This is a genomic window from Pseudomonas lutea (assembly GCF_000759445.1).
Lineage (GTDB): Bacteria > Pseudomonadota > Gammaproteobacteria > Pseudomonadales > Pseudomonadaceae > Aquipseudomonas > Aquipseudomonas lutea.
Window position 1 is genome coordinate 2,203,430 of sequence record NZ_JRMB01000001.1, and the last position, 19,168, is coordinate 2,222,597.

General features: G+C 59.2%; 19 protein-coding genes. 17 read left to right on the forward strand and 2 right to left on the reverse strand.

All coding sequences use genetic code 11. From position 1 onward, the window contains the following. Positions 1-179: 179 nt before the first annotated feature. The 9 genes from LT42_RS09445 (at position 180) to LT42_RS09485 (ending at position 8,481) form a co-directional block, all read left to right on the forward strand. Complete coding sequence (locus LT42_RS09445; RefSeq protein WP_052075206.1) at positions 180-653, forward strand: MarR family winged helix-turn-helix transcriptional regulator; 474 nt, start codon at positions 180-182, stop codon at positions 651-653. A 166-nt stretch (positions 654-819) separates the two neighbouring features. Further along, entirely contained in the window at positions 820-1,239 is a 420-nt protein-coding gene (locus tag LT42_RS09450) for an organic hydroperoxide resistance protein (RefSeq protein ID WP_037011834.1), read from the forward strand. A gap of 25 nt (positions 1,240-1,264) precedes the next feature. Continuing rightward, positions 1,265-2,284 carry an alpha/beta hydrolase gene (locus LT42_RS09455; RefSeq protein WP_037011836.1) on the forward strand — a complete coding sequence of 340 codons (1,020 nt, stop codon included), beginning with the start codon at positions 1,265-1,267 and terminating at the stop codon, positions 2,282-2,284. Positions 2,285-3,329: 1,045 nt separating this feature from the next. Beyond that, positions 3,330-3,827: a hypothetical protein gene (locus LT42_RS09460; RefSeq protein ID WP_037011838.1), complete on the forward strand. Its 498-nt coding sequence runs from the start codon at positions 3,330-3,332 to the stop codon at positions 3,825-3,827. Between the two features lie 108 nt (positions 3,828-3,935). Beyond that, positions 3,936-5,798: a DUF2235 domain-containing protein gene (locus LT42_RS09465; RefSeq protein WP_037011840.1), complete on the forward strand. Its 1,863-nt coding sequence runs from the start codon at positions 3,936-3,938 to the stop codon at positions 5,796-5,798. Beyond that, positions 5,785-6,456, forward strand: coding sequence for a DUF2931 family protein (locus LT42_RS09470; protein WP_037011841.1), 672 nt, complete (start codon positions 5,785-5,787; stop codon positions 6,454-6,456). Before LT42_RS09465 ends, LT42_RS09470 begins: the two co-directional genes overlap by 14 nt. Continuing rightward, entirely contained in the window at positions 6,443-7,132 is a 690-nt protein-coding gene (locus tag LT42_RS09475; RefSeq protein WP_276209504.1) for a DUF2931 family protein, read from the forward strand. The genes LT42_RS09470 and LT42_RS09475 overlap by 14 nt, the downstream gene beginning before the upstream one ends. Then, on the forward strand, positions 7,119-7,805 hold the full coding sequence (locus LT42_RS09480) for a DUF2931 family protein (RefSeq protein ID WP_276209505.1): 687 nt from the start codon (positions 7,119-7,121) through the stop codon (positions 7,803-7,805). The genes LT42_RS09475 and LT42_RS09480 overlap by 14 nt, the downstream gene beginning before the upstream one ends. Then, on the forward strand, positions 7,792-8,481 hold the full coding sequence (locus tag LT42_RS09485) for a DUF2931 family protein (RefSeq protein ID WP_052075207.1): 690 nt from the start codon (positions 7,792-7,794) through the stop codon (positions 8,479-8,481). The genes LT42_RS09480 and LT42_RS09485 overlap by 14 nt, the downstream gene beginning before the upstream one ends. A gap of 804 nt (positions 8,482-9,285) precedes the next feature. Here the strand turns inward: LT42_RS09485 and LT42_RS09495 are convergent. Together LT42_RS09495 and earP are read right to left on the reverse strand one after the other, a co-directional pair. Then, a complete protein-coding gene (locus LT42_RS09495) occupies positions 9,286-9,855 on the reverse strand; it encodes an elongation factor P (RefSeq protein ID WP_037011849.1) in 570 nt (189 codons plus the stop codon). A gap of 87 nt (positions 9,856-9,942) precedes the next feature. Further along, on the reverse strand, positions 9,943-11,076 hold the full coding sequence (gene earP / locus LT42_RS09500; protein ID WP_037011851.1) for an elongation factor P maturation arginine rhamnosyltransferase EarP: 1,134 nt from the start codon (positions 11,074-11,076) through the stop codon (positions 9,943-9,945). A 123-nt stretch (positions 11,077-11,199) separates the two neighbouring features. Here earP and LT42_RS09505 point away from each other — a divergent pair, with 123 nt between their 5' ends. From LT42_RS09505 to LT42_RS09540, 8 genes are all read left to right on the forward strand, one after another. Beyond that, a complete protein-coding gene (locus LT42_RS09505) occupies positions 11,200-11,595 on the forward strand; it encodes a hypothetical protein (protein ID WP_037011853.1) in 396 nt (131 codons plus the stop codon). A 27-nt stretch (positions 11,596-11,622) separates the two neighbouring features. Next, positions 11,623-12,105 (forward strand): GreA/GreB family elongation factor, encoded by a 483-nt coding sequence (locus LT42_RS09510; RefSeq protein WP_037013177.1) that lies wholly within the window; start codon positions 11,623-11,625, stop codon positions 12,103-12,105. Between the two features lie 123 nt (positions 12,106-12,228). Beyond that, the gene (locus LT42_RS09515) at positions 12,229-12,435 is read left to right on the forward strand and encodes a hypothetical protein (RefSeq protein ID WP_037011855.1); all 207 of its coding nucleotides are present in this window, start codon (positions 12,229-12,231) and stop codon (positions 12,433-12,435) included. A gap of 1,012 nt (positions 12,436-13,447) precedes the next feature. Beyond that, a complete protein-coding gene (gene dkgB, locus LT42_RS09520; RefSeq protein ID WP_037011857.1) occupies positions 13,448-14,251 on the forward strand; it encodes a 2,5-didehydrogluconate reductase DkgB in 804 nt (267 codons plus the stop codon). A 537-nt stretch (positions 14,252-14,788) separates the two neighbouring features. Continuing rightward, the gene (locus LT42_RS09525) at positions 14,789-15,526 is read left to right on the forward strand and encodes a FadR/GntR family transcriptional regulator (RefSeq protein ID WP_037011859.1); all 738 of its coding nucleotides are present in this window, start codon (positions 14,789-14,791) and stop codon (positions 15,524-15,526) included. Continuing rightward, complete coding sequence (locus LT42_RS09530; RefSeq protein WP_037011861.1) at positions 15,523-16,527, forward strand: ABC transporter ATP-binding protein; 1,005 nt, start codon at positions 15,523-15,525, stop codon at positions 16,525-16,527. The genes LT42_RS09525 and LT42_RS09530 overlap by 4 nt, the downstream gene beginning before the upstream one ends. Continuing rightward, positions 16,524-17,657: an ABC transporter ATP-binding protein gene (locus LT42_RS09535; protein WP_052075208.1), complete on the forward strand. Its 1,134-nt coding sequence runs from the start codon at positions 16,524-16,526 to the stop codon at positions 17,655-17,657. The genes LT42_RS09530 and LT42_RS09535 overlap by 4 nt, the downstream gene beginning before the upstream one ends. Then, on the forward strand, positions 17,654-19,153 hold the full coding sequence (locus LT42_RS09540) for an ABC transporter substrate-binding protein (protein ID WP_037011863.1): 1,500 nt from the start codon (positions 17,654-17,656) through the stop codon (positions 19,151-19,153). The genes LT42_RS09535 and LT42_RS09540 overlap by 4 nt, the downstream gene beginning before the upstream one ends. The last annotated feature ends 15 nt before the right edge of the window (positions 19,154-19,168 follow it).

The following is a 19,168-nucleotide window of genomic DNA, read 5'->3' on the forward strand; positions in this document are numbered from 1 at the left end:
TCAGCGCCGCCGAGGAAATCCGCCACGCAGATATCCACGGGCGGCCGTCAGAGCGTGAGCCTGCGAGAGACCCGCTGACGATAGGCAACCGTCCGCCCACCGATTACCGAAATTATCTGGTGCAATAAACATCAGAGCACTAAATTAGTGACGATTACGAACTGAATGAGGAACGACCCATGAACGCCAACGAGAGCGCAACCCAGGCTGGCGCTGGCAGTTGCGACACATTGCTGCTCGACAATCAGCTGTGTTTCGCCCTGTATTCGACATCGCTGATGATGACCAAAGTCTACAAGCCCCTGTTACAGGAGCTGAACCTGACCTACCCGCAGTACCTGGCGATGCTGGTCTTGTGGGAGCGAGACGGACTGACCGTGGGAGAAGTCAGCACTCGCCTGCTGACCGACCCGGGCTCGCTGACGCCGCTGCTCAAACGGCTGGAGGCCGAGGGCCTGATCAGCCGGACGCGCAGCAAGGAAGACGAGCGCGTCGTCCTGCTGACGCTGACGGCGCAGGGTAAAGCGCTGCACACAAAAGCTCAGAGCATCCCCCACTGCATTTTGGCGGCCAGCGGCATCAATCTTGAGCAACTCAAGGCGCTGCAAAAAGACCTGCTCGCACTGCGCGGCAATCTGCTCGAAAGCCTCTGACGTACAGCCTGAAAACACGACGCGAAGAAATTTCAAAAATTTATCTTGCGCACTAAACATTAGCGCAGTACATTCCATCTCACTTGCTTAGCGCACAAACATTTAGCGCCAGGCAAACCAGATTCAAGACCCAAGCCATCTACCCATCAGCAAGTGAGGAATTACCATGCAAGCTCTCTACACTGCAGTCGCAACCGCAACCGGTGGCCGTGATGGCCGTGCTGTTTCCAGCGATAAAATCCTCGACGTCAAACTGGCAACCCCGAAAGAGCTGGGGGGCGCAGGCGGCGAAGCAACCAACCCCGAGCAGCTGTTTGCTGCCGGCTACTCGGCCTGCTTCATCGGCGCACTGAAATTCGTTGCCGGTCAGAGCAAGAAAACCGTCCCTGCTGATGCGTCGATTACCGCGCATGTCGGCATCGGCCAGATCCCCGGCGGTTTCGGTCTGGACATCGATCTGCACATCAGCCTGCCAGGTCTTGATCAGGCAGAAGCCCAGGCGCTGGTTGATGCGGCCCATCAGGTCTGCCCGTACTCCAACGCCACACGTGGCAACGTCGACGTCCGCTTGCACGTCACTGTCTAACGCCTAGACCGACCGGGAGAAGAACATGAACACGTTTGGCAAGATTCTGGCTGGCTCGCTTCTCGCTCTGTCCGTCGGCAACGCTTTCGCAGCGACCGACACCGGCGTGGAGCACAACACTCAGGCGTTCCTGGACGCACTCAACTCCGGAAGCGGCAAGCCGATTGAACAGCTTTCGCCCAAGGATGCACGGGCGGTCCTGACCGGTGCGCAGGCTGGCGTCAAGCTGACCCTGCCCAAAGCCGACGTCAGCCAGAAGACCATTACGGTCGATGGCCAGAACATCAGCCTGACGATTGTTCGTCCGGCAGGCGTCAAGGGCACGTTGCCCGTGTTCATGTACTTCCACGGCGGCGGCTGGGTGCTCGGCGACTACCCGACCCACGAGCGTCTGGTTCGGGATCTGGTAGAGGGCTCGGGTGCAGTGGCGGTGTTCGTCAATTACACGCCATCACCTGAAGCGCACTATCCGGTTGCGATCAACCAGGCGTACGCGGCAACGAAATGGGTTGCCGAGCACGGCAAGGAAATCAACGTCGACGGCAAACGTCTGGCGGTGGCGGGCAACAGCGTCGGCGGCAACATGGCGGCCGTCGTCAGCTTGATGGCCAAAGACAAAGGCACTCCGGCGATCCGTTATCAGGTCCTGCTGTGGCCGGTGACAGATGCCAACTTCGATACCGGTTCGTATGAGCAGTTTGCCGAAGGTCACTTCCTCACCCGCAACATGATGAAGTGGTTCTGGGACAACTACACCACCGATCCGAAGCAGCGCGCCGAGATCTATGCGTCGCCGCTGCGGGCCACGACCGACCAGCTTAAAGGCCTGCCGCCTGCTCTGGTGCAAACCGCCGGCGCCGACGTGCTGCGCGACGAAGGCGAAGATTACGCTCGCAAACTGGACCAGGCCGGCGTGCCGGTTACGGCGGTTCGCTACAACGGCATGATCCACGATTACGGGCTGTTGAACGTGGTCAGCCAGGTGCCGGAAGTGCGCTCTGCGATGCTGCAGGCGTCGCAGGAGTTGAAGGTGCATTTGAAGTAAAGCAGCACCGGTGTGAAAAACGGGTCGACCCGCAATGGTCGGCCCGTTTTGCGTTGAGATGGTCGCGAAATATGGGCGATTTGCTGCGACAGCCCGGCCTGATCTGACCCAAAGAACTTGAGCGCGCCGTAGTCCCTAACTGCAGGAGCCGGCTTGCTGGCGAAAGCGGTGGTTCCGGCGCCGCACGGATGAATGACAAACCCGGTTCGCCAGCAAGCCGGCTCCTACAGTTTCGCGTACGCCGCAGGCTCGTTTCGCCGCAAGATTCTTTATGCCACAGGGTCCCTATGCCGCAGATTCCTGCGGCGGCCTGAGCCTGCTGTAGGAGCGCGCTTGCCCGCGAAAAATATCAGCCCGTGACATCGCCCATCCTGACCCACCGCGTTCGCCAGCAAGCCGGCTCCTACAGATTCGCGTAGGCCGCAGGCTCGTTTCGCCGCAAGATTCTTTATGCCACAGGGTCCCTATGCCGCAGATTCCTGCGGCGGCCTGAGCCTGCTGTAGGAGCGCGCTTGCCCGCGAAAAATATCAGCCGTGACATCGCCCAGCCTGACTCACCGCGTTCGCCAGCAAGCCGGCTCCTACAGTTTCGCGTAGGCCGCAGGTTTCGTTACACCGCAGGTTCCTTACGCCGCAGGCTTCCTTATGCCGCAGATTCCTGAGGCGGCTTGGGTCTGCTGTAGGAGCGCGCTTGCCCGCGAAAAATATCAGCCGTGACATCGCCCAGCCTGACCCACCGCGTTCGCCAGCACGCTGGCTCCTTGGATCGGCGCTATAAGCACTTCGCTCGTTTGATCAAACGGCCGAAAATTAAACGCTCCGCAGGCAATGTGAATCCCAAGAGTCAGGGGCTTTTTGCTGAGTACGAATAGATACGTTCTGCATGAAATGGACGACGCGTTTTTCATTTCCGTCCTACGTCATCACAGGCACTGCGCTTCGGTTCATGGCTTCGATCCTGATCATCATTTCTGCCCGACCCGCTCAATCACTTCGAATTGATTGATACGGCCGTCTCAGAATGATCACGACTCAGGACCTGGGCATGACTACCTCACTCGCTCCGATGTACACCAATGAAGTGACAGGCGACTTTCTTCAGTCACTCGACACGCCCACCTTCACTTCTGAACAAATTGCTGAATTTCACGAAGACGCTGTGGCGATCATTCGCAAAAACGAAGCGTATTGCCTGGAACATCCGCCGATTGGCATCTACAGGCTTGCCACTGAAGGCAGCCAGACGCGCAACGGCGGCATTGTTCAAGAAACGCAGTCGACGATTACGTGCACCCTGGAGAACGGCGAGCAAGTGCGCGTAGCGCATCGCGGAGATTGCGTTCTTTATCCCGATGGTTCCACCGCTCAAATCATCACAGGCGCCGGGCGCAGCAATAGCCACGTTGCACTGGTGGGAAGCCGCTTGTGCAATGGCGACGACATCATCAACACGCCACAGCACCACGTATTGTTCGTAACCCGTCAGGGCGTCCCGTTGGCTGATGACTTTCTGCCCGCCGCCGGTAGCGCGAACGCCGAATAACACCCCCGTTGATTGAAATGCGCGACCTGCCCATCAGGCGTTCGCGGGGATCACCCACGTCTCCAACATTTCGCGTGGACGCGACACCTGAACAGGGAACGAGCATCGATGGCTACCGGTTATTACATTCGACTGTACGACAAGACCAGCTGTGGCGGATTCGTCTTGGAAGCAACCTCTGGCATGGGGTTGCACGGCATCGATCAGTCGCGAGAGGGCGACGCGGTGAGGTGCGGTGTCGACGGCAAAACGTATCGGATCAGAGGCGGAATTTCCCACATGACCAGTGACGGCATTCGCCTGGCCGGTACCCTGGACAGTGTCAGCGGTTGCCCGTGCAAAGCCCGGTTGGAACCATCGCTGTTCTGTGCCACCTACGAGAACGAGGACAGTCCGGCGGCATTCGCGGCCAGACCTTTTTCCGCCGCTGGTTACCGGCAAGGGGCTACCGCTGCAGCTACGCCGAAGCCTCTCAACGCAAGCCTTACTGCCGACGCGCGGATGGAGCAGGACCTCGAAGAAGAGGAAGAAGAAGTCGAGCAAGAGCAACTCATCACCCTGCGCCTTGGCGTGTTCTTCGATGGCACCGGTAACAACCAGGCCAACAGCGAAACGGTTGCAGGTTGCATGGCGAGCGATGTCGGGCTGGAAAATGAAGCCGAAGATATTCAGAAGTTCTGTGCCGAGTTTGGCTATGGGATTGACGGGAGTGCGCCGGACAACAGCTTCGGTAATGACACCTCGAATGTAGCGCGGCTTTATGATTTGTATAAGGACCATTCCGACGTATCGATCAACCCGGATGCTGAAGAGGCGGCGCTGAAAGTTTATCTGGAGGGCATTGGAACTGTCAGCGGAGGCGAAGATGATCTGTGGGGGCAAGCAACTGGTAGAGGTAAAAACGGGGTCGTTGCGCGGGTTGAACAGAGTTCGGCATTGATTGTGGAGCGCTTGCTGAGGCTTAAAAAAATCAATCCGATAGTAATAATCCGTCGGCTTGAGATCGATGTATTCGGGTTCAGCCGCGGAGCGGCCGCCGCTCGTCATTTCGCAAATGACGTACGTAAAGGTGCGGAAAGCTTGCTTGCAAAGGCATTGCCTACGAGTGATTCAATATTCGTTGAAGGGTTCGGTTGGAGAGTCCAGCATGATGTGCATCTGAACTTCATTGGTCTTTTTGACACCGTGCCAGCCATCGTCACGCCGTTCATGCTGGATTTCAGCCCCGGCAACGACCGCAACGGCGGACTCAACCTGGGGCTTCCAACGGGTGCCGCACGCAAAGTGGTGCAGTTGGTAGCGCGGGATGAGCATCGATTGAACTTCGCCCTGATCCGCACCGAGAACGATATCGTTCTGCCCGGCTCGCATTCAGACATTGGCGGCGGCTACCGACCTCATATGCGTGAGCGGCTTCTGGTCGCGAAACCAGCGAGTAGCCAAGAACGAAAGACCACGCGCAACCAACAGTCGCTTGCTTATTCACAATCCATTCAAAGCGTCGGTCCTTTGGTCAGACGCTTGATCGATCAGGGTCTTGAGGTAGAGATACATTGCCGCTCCGAAGACGAAGAGCGCACGCGGGAAAACCAAATCCCTCTATACAAGCAGGTTCACGTCCTCACCACTCTTGATCGCGAGGTGGATGGAGATTTGTCGAAGATTTATCTGAGGGTGATGCGTGAGTTGGGATTACGGTACAGCGTGCCCTTTAAAGATATCCCGCAAATCGCTTCATTAGCTTTGCCGTCAGAACTGGAGCCGATCGCTGAGAAACTGAAAGCCTACGCCTTTGGACATGTAGCCGCGTTAAGCCTCAGCACCGACGAAGAGGCGTTACTCCTGCGTCGCTACATACACCTTTCCGCCAGTTGGAACGCGGTGAAGGAAAGGAATAGAACGAGCATCACACCAATGTTCATCAACCGGCCAACCGATGACTACCAGCGGATTATTCATGGCAATCGGTAGGATCAAGGCGCTCCTTGGATGCGTATTCGGCCTGATTCTGAGCGGATGCAGTAGCGCTAATGACTATGGCGTAGAGCTGCCTTACGACGCATGGCGACTGGGCTTCTTTGCCCCCAACTACATGGAAGTCTGGATCGAGACAGCGGACGTCGTCGATATGAAAGGACGATTATTTAGGCGTGCAATGAGTGGCGTGGCGGCGGTTCAGACCCCACCCAACTTCAAGGGAACCCCGAAAGGATGGCCTAAAAACCCAGGGGACGGAGCCGGGAAACATGTTTGGCGTGCAGATGTCCCTCGGCTGATCTATGTACGCTGGCAATCGTTAGCAGAACCCAAAACCTATGAAGCCTACATTGATATCCCGGAGCAGATTCAACGATCCATGCGTGAAGGCGGGAGAACCTACTGCGATGCAAGCAAGGTATGGATCAAGGACTACCGAAAGAATCTGGTCGTAGGTCTCGCTCCCGGTGGTGTTGTTAAAACCTGGCTCATGGGAGTTTGTATTGATGCGGTCGAAGTCAGCCGCGTACAAGGCAAGGTCGTTGAAAAGGGACCTGACTTGGGGCGTACAAACGGTCGTTATGCCCTGGAGCTAGAACCTGAGTCACGGGCCTACATCGACAAATTCGGCATACCTTATGACTCTTGGTAAAGGCGCATCAAAAAACATCAACGTCTTAATGGGATGCGTATTCACCCTGATCCTGAGCGGATGCAGCAGCGCCAATGACTATGGCGTAGAGCTGCCTTACGACGCATGGCGACTGGGCTTCTTTGCTCCCAACTACATGGAAGTCTGGATCGAGACAGCAAACGTCGTCGATGTGAAAGGACGATTATTTAGGCGTGCAATGAGTGGCGTGGCGGCGGTTCAGACCCCGCCCAACCTCAAAGGCACTCCAAGAGGCTGGCCCAGGAGACCTGGAAGCGGAGCAGGAAAGCATGTATGGCGCGCAGACGTGCCTCGTTTGATCTATGTCCGTTGGCAATCATTGGCTGAACCTCAAACTTACGAAGCGTACGTCGAGGTTCCTGAGGCAACTCGCCACGCCATGCTGCAGATACAGGAAAACACATACTGCAAAGCGGCCAAGAGCTGGATCACTGACCACCGTGAACTGCTGGTAATAGGACTGGCTCCGGGCGGTATTGCTAAAACATGGATAAGAGGCACGTGCCTCGATCCGAAGGAAGTCAGTCGCGTGCAAGGCAAGGTCGTTGAGAAAGGACCCGACTTGGGACGTACAAACGGCCGTTATGCCCTTGAGCTAGAACCTGAGTCACGGGCCTACATCGACAAATTCGGCATCCCTTATGACTCTTGGTAAAGGCGCATCAAAAAACATCAACGTCTTAATGGGATGTGTATTCAGCCTGATCCTGAGCGGATGCAGTAGCGCTAATGACTACGGGGTAGAGCTGCCTTACGACGCATGGCGACTGGGCTTCTTCGCTCCCAACTACATGGAAGTCTGGATCGAGACAGCCAATGTCGTCGATGTGAAAGGACGATTATTTAGGCGTGCAATGAGTGGCGTGGCGGCGGTACAGACCCCGCCCAACCTCAAGGGAACCCCGAGAGGATGGCCTAAAAACCCCGGGGACGGAGCCGGTAAACATGTTTGGCGTGCAGATGTCCCTCGGCTGATCTATGTACGCTGGCAATCGTTAGCAGAACCCCAAACCTATGAAGCCTACATTGATATTCCGGAGCAGATTCAACGATCCATGCGTGAAGGCGGGAAAACCTACTGCGATGCAAGCAAGGTATGGATCGAGGACTACCGAAAGAATCTGGTCGTAGGTCTCGCTCCCGGTGGTGTTGTTAAAACCTGGCTCATGGGAGTTTGCATTGACGCGATTGAAGTCAGCCGCGTGCAAGGTCGGATTGTCGAGCAAGGTCCTCATCAAGGCCATTCAAACGGCCTTTACTATCGCCCTCCCAATGAGGCATCGCAGGCCTACATCGACAAATTCGGCATACCTTATGACTCTTGGTAAAAGCGCATCAAAAAACATCAACGTTTTTTTCGGATGCTTATTAGGCCTGATTCTGAGCGGATGCAGCAGCGCCAATGACTATGGCGTAGAGCTACCTTACGACGCATGGCGACTGGGCTTCTTTGCTCCCAACTACATGGAAGTCTGGATCGAGACAGCGGACGTCGTCGATATGAAAGGACGATTATTTAGGCGTGCAATGAGTGGCGTGGCGGCGGTTCAGACTCCACCTAATCTAACAGGTAATCCAAGAGGCTGGCCGACAAGGCCAGGGGACGGAGCAGGTAAGCACGTCTGGCGAGCAGATGTTCCAAGGCAGATCTACGTACGCTGGCAGTCTTTGGCCGAGCCACAGACCTACGAGGCTTACATTGAAATTCCGGAATCAGCTCGGCATGCAATGTTGGAGATCAAAGAAAAAACGTACTGCAGAGGAACCAAAGAGTGGATCACGGATCACCGCGAGCTGCTGGTAATCGGGCTCGCTCCGGGCGGCATTGCTAAAACCTGGATAAGAGGCGGGTGCCTAGACCCGATTGAAGTCAGCCGCGTACAAGGTCGCATAGTCGAGAAAGGTCCTCATGAAGGCCATTCAAACGGCCTTTACTATCGCCCTCCCAATGAGGCATCGCAGGCCTACATCGACAAATTCGGCATACCTTATGACTCTTGGTAAAAGCGGATTCGCGTAGGCCGCAGGTTTCCTTATGCCGCAGATTTCTGAGGCGGCCTGGATCGACTGTAGGAGCGCGCTTGCCCGCGAAAAATATCAGCCGTGACACCGCCCAACCTGATCCACCGCGTTCGCCAGCAAGCCGGCTCCTACAGATTCGCGTAAGCCGCAGGTTTCCTTACACCGCAGGCGTCCTTATGCCGCAGATTTCTGAGGCGGCCTGGATCGACTGTAGGAGCGCGCTTGCCCGCGAAAAATATCAGCTCATGATATTGCTCAACCTGACCCACCGCGTTCGCCAGCAAGCCGGCTCCTACAGATTCGCGTAGGCCGCAGGTTTCCTTACACCGCAGGCGTCCTTATGCCGCAGATTTCTGAGGCGGCCTGGATCGACTGTAGGAGCGCGCTTGCCCGCGAAAAATATCAGCCCATGACCTCGCCCAACCTGACACACCGCGTTCGCCAGCAAGCCGGCTCCTACAGATTCGCGCATGCCGCAGGTTTCGTTACACCGCAGGTTCCTTACGCCGCAGGCTTCCTTATGCCGCGGATTCCTGAGGCGGCCTGGGTCTGCTGTAGGAGCGCGCTTGCCCGCGAAAAAGATCAGCCGTGACATCGCCCAGCCTGACACACCGCGTTCGCCAGCACGCCGGCTCCTGCAGGATTGACGTAATAAGCACTTCGTGCGTTTGTTCAGTGCGGCGCGAGCATCTGAACAGTGTCCAGACAGCAGTCACAAAAAAGCCCGACTCGAGGGTCGGGCTTTTCTGTTCCGGCATCACATCACCGGCATTACAAAAGCGGTGCTTATTTCGCACGGCCTTTGTAGGAACCGCCTTCACGGGTGTCGATTTCGATCTTGTCACCGATTTCGATGAAGTCAGCAACCTGCAGCTCGGTGCCGTTGGCCAGTTTGGCTGGCTTCATCACTTTGCCCGAGGTGTCGCCACGAGCCGAACCTTCGGTGTAGTCGACGGTACGAACGATGGTGGTCGGCAGCTCTACGGATACCAGACGGTCTTCGAAGAAGATCGCTTCGCAGACGTCGGTCATGCCTTCTTCCACGAACGGCAGAACGGCTTCGATGTCTTCAGCGTTCAGCTCGTACATGGTGTAGTCAGTGGTGTCCATGAACGTGTAAGTGTCGCCGCTGATGAAAGACAGCGTGGCTTCCTTACGGTCCAGGATCACGTCTTCCAGCTTGTCGTCGGCGCTGTAGACGATTTCAGTCTTGTAGCCGGTCAGCAGGTTTTTCAGCTTGGTCTTCATGATCGCGCTGTTACGGCCCGACTTGGTGAATTCAGCTTTCTGAACCAGCCAAGGGTCGTTTTCCAGCTTGATCACGGTACCGGGTTTAAGCTCTTTACCAGTTTTCATTACGAGTATCCGAATTTGGATGAAAGTTCTTTCTAAGCCCTGTACGAAAAGCCACTTTTCGTACAGGGCTTAATACAAGGCCGCGTATCATATCCAATTTCGGTAAAACCTTACCAGCGCAGTCGTCAGATCCTCCTGCAAGGCCTGTTCCAGACACCAGCGGCGGGCATGCGCGGCCAATTCGGCGGCGTGCCGCTCCAGAGCAATCCAGCCTTGTGCCATGTCCTCGCCAGCATTCCAGTTGCGCCAGACCTGAGTCAGCGCTTGCTGAGCCCCCTCCGAAAGCCCGACCCCGTACAACTCCAGAAACGCATCCAGCTTGGCCCAATGGGCGTCATCGTCCTGCTCGTAGATGTGCCAGATCAGCGGGCGGCCGGCCCATTGTGCGCGGACGAAGGAATCCTCCCCGCGCACCACGTTGAAATCGCAACACCAGAGCAGCCGGTCGTAATCTTCCTGACGCACGAAGGGCAGCACCTGGATTGTCAGGTTGTTGCGCGCGTGCACCGCGCCGGCACTTAATGCCTGCGTTCCCAACCACCGCTGCACATCGCCGAGGATGCGTCCTTCGGGCACCAGCAAGTGGGTCTGACGCTCGGCCTGCGCCAGGCAGTCCAGCCAGCTCCCAAGCCCGGCGTGCTCGTAGGCAAACAGCGAGATCAGCCGCGCATCGGTGTGGGGCAGGATGTTCAAGCACTGAAGGAAGGCCCCTCGTTCGGCAGGGTCTGACTCAAAGGCGTGGCGTTGCTCGATCAGCCCCGCCTCACGCAGCAACCCGCCGGTCTTGTCGGTGAAGCCTGGGAAAAAGAAATATTTGCGCACGCCCGAGGACTGGATCGACGGCAAACCGTGGCATCCCGATACCCAGTCTTCAGCGCTGAGGTATTCGAGGTTGAACCAGAGCGGGCGATGTTCACACGCCTCCATGGCCTGAATGTATTCCGCTGGCAGGCGACAGGCGAAGGCTTCGACGACCACTTCAGGCAGCTCCACGGGCCGCCATTCTTTGGGCCAGCGGCAAACGGTCACGCCGTCGCTGATTTGCTCGTCGGCCAAAGGATCAGCGCCCGGACGCAGCCGCGCAAAGGCATTCAGATCGTCAATCCAGAGGCGCACGTTCAGGTCGTGCTCGGCGACCAGTTGTCGGGCCAGGCGAAAGGTCACGCCGACGTCGCCGAAATTATCGACAACGCTGCAGAAAATATCCCAAGAGGCTTTCATCCGGGCTCCCTGAGGATGTTCAAAAAAACCGATTGTCCTTCATCAGGACGCAGAACCACCAGCCCCGGCCGTGCGACAATCGCCGTCACCGCTGGCCACCTGCATACAAGTCTGGAGTCTGTCATGTACGTCAAGCACCGCGAATTGTCCGTCACGCTGCGCCCGCTCAAGCTGATCGCGTCGATTGCTGCTGGCATTTGGCTAGGGTTCATGGCCGTGCTACTGACCCTGTGGCTGATCTACGCCCTTCTCCCCGCCAGCCAGACGCAAGCGTTGAATGACGCGGCCGCCCAGTTGGCCAACCCGCCGTCGGCCAAGCCAAAGCCCGAGAGCGCCAACCCGATGTTCGACCAGTACCAACAGATGCTGCGCGACAGCGAGGCCCGTCAGTCGCAGGCGGCCGAACAGGCGGAACGCCAGCGCAGCTTCAACGGGCCAAAGTGCCAGTTCTGGATGCAGCAAAACCAGACCGCTCCGAGCGAGAAAAGCCGCGCGAGCGTTTATCAGTTCTGCGGATAGAACCCCTTGTCGAGTCAACCCATGCCCCTGAACAAGTCAGCAGTCCTGCAGTGCATCGTCGAACGGCTGCAGGTCGATCTCGACGTGGCCGTACGCGCCGCGCAGACCGCTTACGAAACCGCGACCCACGAAGAGAACATCGCCGAGAACAAGTACGACACGCTCGGGCTGGAGGCCTCGTACCTGGCTGCGGGTCAGGCGCGCCGGGTGGAGGAAATTCGCCAGTCACTGAACCTGTGTCGCCAGCTTGTGCTGAAGCCTTTCGACGAACAGCGTGGCATTCAGACCGGCGACCTTATCGCCCTTCAGGCAGACAACGGTACGCAGCAGCTTTTGTTTCTTGCACCAGACGCGGCGGGGCTCAGAGTCAGCGTCGAGGAGCAGTCGATTACCGTGATCACCCCGCGCGCGCCTCTGGGCCAGAACCTGCTCGGCAAGCTCGACGGGGACGAGGTGCAGGTGGTGGTCAACGGCAGCCGCCAATCCTTCGAGATCACGCAGATCCTGTGATCCACTGATCATTTGCAGGGTTGTAGCGTCCGACTTTTTGTGGGTAAGGTGCGTTGTCGCACGATAAACGGTGAATCCCGGAATACGGAGCCGGGGACACGGATTTAACCAAGGAGATATTTCATGACGAACGTCATCACTTTCCCTGACGCCCATGAACGTGATCGCCTCAAGTCCAGTGACCACCAGGGGTTGAGATACCTGAACAAGAAAGAGCGACAACTGATCGACCGCCTGCGTATGACCAGTCACGCGGGCCGTCAGTACGTTTACGACTACGCCAGCATCATGCAGCGTTCCAAGCCGCTGTACCCCGAACCGGTGGATTAAACGGCACATGGTGGTTCAGCACAGGTTCAGTACAACGCTACCGGGCGCAGGCTTGGAGTGGGCGCATGTTTCTGTCCTCGGGAAAGCAGCATGCTCACTGCACCGCTTGGCTCTGCGCCCGCTTTTACGCCTGCCGGATCAATTTTGACGGTTCCCGGCGAACGCGATCTGCCTGTGTCATCCATTTCGCCTAACCCATCGCGTTCGCCAGCAAGCCGGCTCCTACAGGTCCGTGTCCTGCCTTGATATATCGGCCAACGCAGCACCCGGTGTAGGAGCGCGGTTCCCGGCGAATGCGATCTGCCTGTGTCATCCATTTCGCCTAACCCATCGCGTTCGCCAGCAAGCCGGCCCATACAGGTCCGTGTCCTGCCTTGATAAATCGGCCAACGCAGCACCCGGTGTATGAGCGCGGCTCCCGGCGAATGCGATTTGCCTGTGTCATCCATTTCGCCTGATCCATCGCATTCGCCAGCAAGCCGGCTCCTACAGGTCCGTGTCCTGCCTTGATAAATCGACCAACGCAGCACCCGGTGTAGGAGCGCGCTTGCCCGCGAATGCGATCTGCCGGTGTCATCCATTTCGCCTGACCCACCGCGTTCGCCAGCAAGCCGGGTCTTACAGGTCCGTGTCCTGCCTTGATAAATGGGCCAACGCAACACCCGGCGTAGGAGCGCGCTTGCCCGCGAATGCGATTTGCCTGTGTCATCCATTTCGCCTGATCTACCGCGTTCGCCAGCAAGCCGGCTCTACAGGTCCGTGTCCTGCCTTAATAAATCGGCCAACGCAGCACCCGGTGTAGGAGCGCGCTTGCCCGCGAATGCGGTGGTTCAGGCGCTGCACTCACGACATTCCACTGAACGATCGCGATCAAGCGCTGCCCCAAACTCCATGGCATTGATGATCGCCCGGCAAAAGTCCCGTGCCTGCGCCGCGGTTTTTCGCCGCCGTCCGGCACGGGATACTGGGCATCCGATCCGTTTCCTTTTCCACCAGAACCATGGAGTCCCCTATGACTGTTCCCGCATTTGGCCTCGGCACGTTCCGCCTCAAAGATCAGGTCGTCATCGACTCCGTCAGCACCGGCCTGGAGCTGGGCTATCGGGTCATCGACACCGCACAAATCTATGGCAACGAAGCCGAAGTCGGTCAGGCCATCGAGCAGAGCGGTGTGCCGCGTGACGAGCTTTACATCACCACCAAGATCTGGACCGACAACTTCGCCGCGGACAAACTGATCACGAGCCTCAAGGAGAGCCTGGCCAAGCTCAAGACCGATCACGTTGACCTGACGCTGATCCACTGGCCGTCGCCCAAAGGCCAGGTGCCCGTCGCCGAATTCATGGGCGCGCTGCTGGAAGCCAAGCAGCAGGGCCTAACCCGCGAAATCGGCATTTCCAACTTCACCGTTGCGCTGATGGGAGAAGCCATCGCGGCGGTCGGTGCCGAAAACATCGCCACCAACCAGATCGAGTTGCACCCGTACCTGCAAAATCGCACGGTGGCCGAATTCGCCAAACAGCACGGCATCAAGATCACCTCGTACATGACGCTGGCCTACGGAGAAGTGTTGAAGGACCCGGTGATCGGCCAGATCGCCCAGCGCCACCACGCAACCCCTGCACAAGTGACGCTGGCCTGGGCCATGCAGCTCGGTTATGCGGTGATCCCATCGTCGACCAAGCGCGAGAACCTGGAAAGCAACCTCAAAGCCGTGGACCTCAAACTGAGCGACGACGACATGGCACAGATTGCCCAGCTCGACCGCGGTCATCGCCTGACCAGCCCGGCGAGCCTCGCGCCGCAGTGGGATTGATGCCAGCACAAGACCAGGGATGCCCCCCTGACACCTGGCTGCCTGGATTCAAGTAAGGCACTTGTGGGTGCGAGCTTGCTCGCGAAGAGGCCAGTACATCCACTACACGTTTATGGATTGAACTGCCGTCTTCGCGAGCAAGCTCACTCCCACAGTGGCCAGCGTGTGCTGGACCACAATGGGCAATCAGCAAAGAGCGCAATCCCCACACTCCCACAGCGCCGCGCTGAGCGCTGAGCTCTGCATTCGGCGCCCTCTAATAACGCACCCGAACCATAAACAGGCGCCCTGTCGGCGCCGCCTCTGAAATTGGTTCGCTTACTGCCTGAACCAATCCCGCCGTTCCCCGCGAACCAGACTCCCGAACCATTGCCGATTGGCCCGCTGCGGCGGGATCACGCCTGGCCGCAAGCCCGGCCATCGGACCTTGCCCGTGAACCAATTTTCATTGGCATCGCTATTGCACTCGTCCTCATTAGCCAGGCCTTGCTTGATCAAGCGCCCGGCCTCCGGTTTACCCCGTGACGAGGGACGCAGATGGACAGCATCGACACCGACGCAACGCACGACACATCGTCGAAGATGGCCCTCGACGCGCTGCGCCAGATGGTCGCCCAGCAAGCAGCGTTTCCGCAGCGGCCACTGCCGACCGAGCGCGACCTGGCGGTGGATTTCGGCGTCAGCCGCCGCGCCATTCGCCGCGCGCTGGCGGTGCTTGAAGCCGAAGGGCATATCTGGCGCAGGCAGGGCAAAGGTACGTTTGTCGGCCCTACCCCGCCGAGCGCGGCGATGAGCTTTGCCAAGCTGTCGAGCCGAACCAATTTCAGCGAAGTCATGGAAGCGCGCATCTATCTGGAGCCGGCGCTGGCCTCGCTGGCTGCCCTGCGCGCCAGCGGTGAGCAGATGGCAATCCTGCGGCGCCTGACCGAGCGCACCACCCACCAGCAACACGCCAGCGAACCCGACGCCGAAGGCATCGAGTTGTGGGACAGCGCCTTGCACCGCGCCATCGCCGAAGCCGCTGGCAACCGCCTGATGCTGGACATCTTTGAAATGCTCGACGCGATCCGCCTGGACCCGGCGTGGCGCGATCTGCGTCAGCGCGCCCGCAACACCGACCGCCTGAGCACCTACAGCCACGATCACCACGACATCGTCGGCGCCATTGAAAGCCGCGATCCGGCCAAGGCCGCCACCGCCATGCGCGGGCATCTGCGGGCGCTGCAGCAAGCGCTCGATCACGTTATCCAGCAAGACCTTGAGGCCAGCGTATGAGCGCTTCACACGAGAGAAATGAATCGGTATTGAGCGTCAGCGACCTGACCGTGCGCTTCAAGGATGCGCCGGCCAATGTGGTCGACGGCGTGTCGTTCGCCATCCAGCCGGGCAAAACCCTGGCCATCGTCGGGGAGTCTGGCTGCGGCAAAAGCGTGACGTCCATGGCGCTTATGGGCCTGCTCCCCGACACCGCGACCGTCCAGGCCAGCGCTTCCAGCCTGCTGGGCGAAGCGTTGCTGGGCATGTCCGATGAGCGCCTGCTGGACGTGCGTGGCAACCGCATGGCGATGATCTTTCAGGAGCCGATGACCTCGCTCAACCCGGTGTTCACCATTGGCGATCAGATCGCCGAGAGCGTGACCCGCCATCAGGGGCTGTCCGCCAGCGCCGCCCGCCAGCGCGCATTACAGATGCTGGAGAAGGTCCGTGTGCCCGACGCGGTTCAGCGCCTCGACGCCTACCCTCACGAGCTGTCCGGCGGCATGCGCCAGCGCGCGATGATCGCCATGGCGCTGGCCAACGACCCGGCGCTGATCATCGCCGACGAACCCACCACCGCGCTGGACGTGACCATACAGGCGCAAATTCTCTCGCTGGTCGCCAGCCTTCAGGCCGAAACCGGCACCTCGATGATCCTCATCACCCACGACCTGGGCGTTGTCGCCGAGGTGGCCGACGAGGTCATGGTGATGTACGCCGGACGCGTGGTGGAAAGCGGCTCGGTGAAAACCCTCTTCGACGACCCGCAGCACCCGTACACCATCGGTTTAATGGGCTCGATGCCTTCGGTCGGTCCGCGGGAAGGTCGTCTGGCGACTATCAACGGCCGCGTGCCCACCCCGGCCGAAATGCCCACGGGTTGCCGCTTTGCCAGCCGTTGCCCATTCGTGATCGCCGCCTGCCGCGAAGCACGCCCGCCCTTGCTGGAGATCTCAGCCGGGCATTTCGCTGCGTGCATCCGCGCGCCACTCGAACAGCACGTGGGAGTCAGCGCATGAGCGGTCCAGTCGAGAACATGATCCAGGCCGGGCTCCCGGCGGCTGTGGTTGAGAAGCCGATTCTTGAAAGCATCGTAGTCAGCAAGCACTTCTACAGCGAAGCCGGGTTCCTGCAGCGCAAAAAGCCGCCCGTACAAGCTGTCAATGAAGTCTCGCTGGCGGTGCGTCGGGGCGAAACCCTGGCCTTGGTGGGTGAATCGGGCTCGGGCAAATCGACGTTGGGCCGGGTCCTCCTGAACCTGCTCAAGCCCACTGCGGGCGACGTGATTTATGAAGGTCGCAATCTGGGCAACCTGCCCGCTGACAAGCTGCGCCAAGTGCGCCGCGATTTGCAGATCATTTTCCAAGACCCATTCGCCTCGCTGAATCCGCGCATGAGCGTCGAATCAATCATCGGCGAGCCGATCTGGCTGCACCGTGACGACAGCCGCAGCGCACGCCAGGACAAAGTCGCCGAGCTACTGCGCACGGTCGGCCTGGCGCCTGAGCACGGCAGTCGTTTCCCCCATGAGTTTTCCGGTGGTCAGCGTCAGCGCATCGGCATTGCCCGCGCGCTGGCGTCGGAGCCACGGCTGATTCTGGGCGACGAACCGGTCTCCGCGCTGGACGTCTCGGTGCAGGCGCAGGTGGTCAACCTGTTGGAAGACCTCAAGCATCAATTCGGCCTGACCCTGTTGATCGTCGCCCACGGCCTGGCGGTGATCCGTCACATGAGTGATCGCGTGGCGGTGATGTACCTGGGCGAGATCGTCGAGCTGGCGCCGGTCAACGCGTTGTTCGAAACGCCTTTTCATCCCTACACCCAGGCGCTGATGGCCGCCGTGCCGGTCAGCCACCCCGATTTACGTCGCCCGCGGCCGCTGCTCGGCGGCGACATGCCAAGCCCGAGCAAGCCGCCGTCCGGCTGCCGTTTTCACACCCGTTGTCCGCATGCCAAAGCGCTGTGCCGCGAGGTGAAGCCGGTGTTTGAAACGGTCGAGCCGGGCCGCCAGGTGGCCTGCCACTTCTGGCGCGAAATCGCCAATGCCGGCGCCGGTTCGCTGATCGTACCGGCGCCCAGCGCCGCCTATAGCCAACGCCTCAATCTGTTCAAAAGCCATCAAGCCCTTTCTCTGGAGAGTCAGCCATGAAGTTCGCCCACCTGATGACAACCACGTTGTTGCTGCTCGCTGCGAATGCGGCTGTCGCCGAAACCACCCTGCGCATCGGCATTCAGGATGACCCTGACATGCTCGACCCGCACCGCTCGCGCACCTACTCCGGGCGCCTGGTCTACACCGCGCTGTGCGACAAGCTGGTGGACGTCAATCCCGACCTGACCTTTGTGCCGCAACTGGCCACGGCCTGGAACTGGAGCGAAGACGGCAAGACGCTGACCATGACCCTGCGCGACGGCGTGACCTTCCACGACGGCGAGGTGTTCGACGCCGCCGCCGTGAAATTCAACCTCGACCGCGCGCGCACCCTCCCCGATTCGCTGCGCAAAAGTGAGCTGGCCTCGGTGGAAAGCGTGGACGTGATTGATGCGAAGACCGTGGCGATCAAGGTCAAGCAACCCGACGCAACGCTGATCTCGCAGCTGTCGGACCGCGCCGGGATGATGCTCGCGCCAAAGGCCTCTGCAACCGACGTGGCCTCGAAACCGGTGTGTTCCGGGCCGTACAAGTTCGTGCAGCGCGTGCAGCAGGATCGCATCGTACTGGAGCGCTTCGACAATTACTGGAACAAGCAGGCCTACCACTTCGACAAAGTGATTTTCCTGCCGATTCCTGACACCTCCGTGCGCCTGGCCAACCTGCGTTCCGGCGATCTGGACATCATCGAACGCGTCGCACCCACCGACGTCAAGACCGCCAAAGCCGACAGCCATGTGCAGGTGTTCAGCACGCCGGGGCTGGGCTACATGCAGCTGATGTACAACACCAATAACGGCGACAAGGCCAACAATCCGCTGGGGAAGGACAAGCGCGTGCGCAAGGCCTTCGAACTGGCCATCGACCGCGACGCGATCAATCAGGTGGTGTTTGAAGGCCTGTACGCCCCGAGCGCCCAGCCGTTCCCGAAAAACAGCCCGTATTACGACAAGGACCTGCCGCTGCCGACCCGCGATGTCGAGGCCAGCAAGAAGCTGCTTGCCGAAGCCGGCGTCAAAACCCCGGTCAGCGTCGAACTGAAGGTGGCCAACAACCCTATCGCCCAGCAGGTCGGCCAGATCATTCAGGCGATGGCTGAGGAAGCCGGCTTCAAGGTCAATCTGATCGCGACTGAATACGCCACGCTGCTCAGCGAGCAACAGGCGGGCAACTTTCAGATCGGCATGAGCGCCTGGTCGGGCCGCCCGGACCCGGACGGCGATATCCATCAGTTCGTGACCTGCAAGGGCGGCCAGAACGACGGCCATTTCTGCGACCCGAAACTCGACGAGCTGCTGAACAAGGCCCGCACTGTGAACGATCAGGCCCAGCGTCAGGCGCTTTATTTCGAGGCCCTGCGCCTGCTGGCCGAAGACGTGCCTACCAGCTACCTGTACTTCGATCCGCGAATCATCGCCATGCGCAGCAACCTCACCGGTTTCGTGCCCAACCCCGATGGTTTGATTCGCCTGAACAACGTCGCTTTCAAATGACAACGGCACGCGTGG